The following is a 1,997-nucleotide window of genomic DNA, read 5'->3' as shown; positions in this document are numbered from 1 at the left end:
ATTAGTTCGCATGCGCACCATCGCGAGCGACCGCCTCCTGCTGCGCCCCTGGCGCGACGAGGACGCCGACTTCCTTCTGGATCTGGAGTCGCGCTGGGAGGTCGTGCGGTTCTTGGGCGCGCAGCCCACGATCATGAACAACCGCGAGGATGCCCTCGCCTCGATCGCACGCCGATGCGCCATCGACGACCCGATCCACGGGATCTGGGCCATCACCACAACCGCGGACGGCCGCCTGGTGGGAAACCTCCTGCTCAAGCCGATTCCCCTGTCGGCCGCGGAACCGGCCGGCGGGCCGACCGATGTCGAGATCGGCTGGCACCTGCACCCGGACGCCTGGGGACACGGCTACGCCACCGAAGCAGCGGCGGCGGTCCTGGACGACGCGTTCAGCCGGGGTCTGACGAGGGTCATCGCGGTCACCGATCCGGACAACCGTGCCTCCCAGGCCGTCTGCCGGCGGCTCGGCATGACGCACTTCGGCCAGACGACGAGGTACTACGACACGCCGAACGAACTCTTTGAGAAGCTGGCCAGCTGATCGGCGAAGATCGCCACGACCGCCTCCGCCGCTCGCCACCGCCACATCCGCACATCGACAGTTGCGGATGGACCCCGTCGAGCGGCCAATGCACGGTCAGCGGCAGATGAGCGCGGTCTTGGGAGCGCATTACCGCAGCCGGCTCGCGTCCGGGTGATAGTCCCGGCGTGCCGCCCACCATCAGCACGTTGCCTCCTCCGTTGGCGACGTGTCTGATTCCTTACAGAGCCAACGGCACCCACCTCGCTCACCTGCCCATCGATCGTTGGCCGCCGTAACCCACCACGGGTCAACGCAGCGGATGTGTTCGCCCGTATCCTGCTGCGGTGCTCCTCACCTCGACCGCAACCCGCCCTCGTCGGCGTCTGCACGCAGAGCCAGCATCTTTCAAGGCGATCGCCGGGTTCCTGGCCACGCTGCTGCTCGCCGGCTGCGGGCTCATCGCTCGCCCCCACCTCGCCGCCACGCTGCGGTTCGAGTTCGCGGCCACCACCGGGGACGGGTACATGAACCAACTGCTCACCATCTACAACGACAGCACCCAAATGCTCGCCCCGACGCTGCAGTTCACGGCGCTCGACGCCACCCGAAGCCCGCTACCGGCCGTAAAGGTCACCACTGTCTACGGCAGCGACCAGGGCAACCTGGTCGTCCCACCGGGCGGTGGCGTCGACGTGCTGATCTTCACAGGCGAGGGAGCCCAATTCGCCGAGGACGTGGTCGTGACCGCGCTCACCACGGAGACGATCGAGGCCCCAGCCGTCCATGTCGAGCCCGTTGTCACCCCGGTGGACGAATCGGCCGCGTGCTCGACCGCAACAGCCGGTTCACCGCCGTGTCGCTGCGCAATGACGACAGCGAACAAATGAGCGTCCGGCTGGTCTACATCATCTGGACCGATCCCGACGGAGACCAGCGCCAGCAGGCCGCTCAGGTCGTACCGGTCGGTGACCTGATAGTCGTACCGCCCAAGCAGACCACTGGTGCCGGTGACCGACGAGGCGCGGACCGCCATGGCGGGCGCTGCAGGGCGCTTCCCGACAAGAAGCATCAAGGCATACCTCTCCCGATAGCCCGCAAGCCGCTTCAACAGCCCCGGACCGGCCGAAGAAACTCGGCTACGCCAATACGTAGGCGCCTATCGTGCCGTCAGCCGGCTGCACTCTAGGACGCGCGGTCCGCGGCAGATGTGTGCACTTGGTCTTGGGTAGATTGCCGACCAGCGGTACGTGCCTATCCCGCCGCGGGAGAGGTGCGCTCGGACCGGAGAGATTTTGTTGGCTAGTGCCGTGACCACCAACGTTCAGGGTGTTGGGGTCAGGCTGCGCGGGTGGCGGGTTGGCCCCATCGTTGTTGGCGTTCGCTGCGGATGCGGGCGCGTTCGCGGCGTTGGGCGGTCAGGACGTCGGGGTGGCGGGCGTTGGCGTTGCGCCAGCGCAGGTAGGTCTGTAGTCGT

The 1,997-nt window shown here is 67.3% G+C and carries 2 protein-coding genes and 1 pseudogene; 2 read left to right on the top strand and 1 reads right to left on the bottom strand.

What is annotated here, in order from left to right; all coding sequences use genetic code 11:
• Positions 1-10 precede the first annotated feature (10 nt).
• Together HCJ94_RS29220 and HCJ94_RS29215 are read left to right on the top strand one after the other, a co-directional pair.
• Complete coding sequence (locus HCJ94_RS29220; protein WP_168004221.1) at positions 11-541, top strand: GNAT family N-acetyltransferase; 531 nt, start codon at positions 11-13, stop codon at positions 539-541.
• A gap of 326 nt (positions 542-867) precedes the next feature.
• Positions 868-1,410, top strand: a complete 543-nt coding sequence (locus HCJ94_RS29215) for a hypothetical protein (RefSeq protein WP_168004220.1) — start codon at positions 868-870, stop codon at positions 1,408-1,410.
• Between the two features lie 448 nt (positions 1,411-1,858).
• Here HCJ94_RS29215 and HCJ94_RS31670 read toward each other — a convergent pair.
• Positions 1,859-1,997 (bottom strand): annotated as a pseudogene (locus HCJ94_RS31670) (IS630 family transposase); the annotation flags it as partial.

The sequence above is a fragment of the Micromonospora thermarum genome (assembly GCF_012034245.1).
GTDB classification, from domain to species: domain Bacteria; phylum Actinomycetota; class Actinomycetes; order Mycobacteriales; family Micromonosporaceae; genus Micromonospora; species Micromonospora thermarum.
This window is presented reverse-complemented; position numbering and strand designations above follow the sequence as displayed.

What these genes read in the sequence shown, in the direction of transcription:
- HCJ94_RS29220 (WP_168004221.1), top strand. Translation starts at nt 11, where the DNA reads ATGCGCACCATCGCGAGCGACCGCCTCCTGCTGCGCCCCTGGCGCGAC.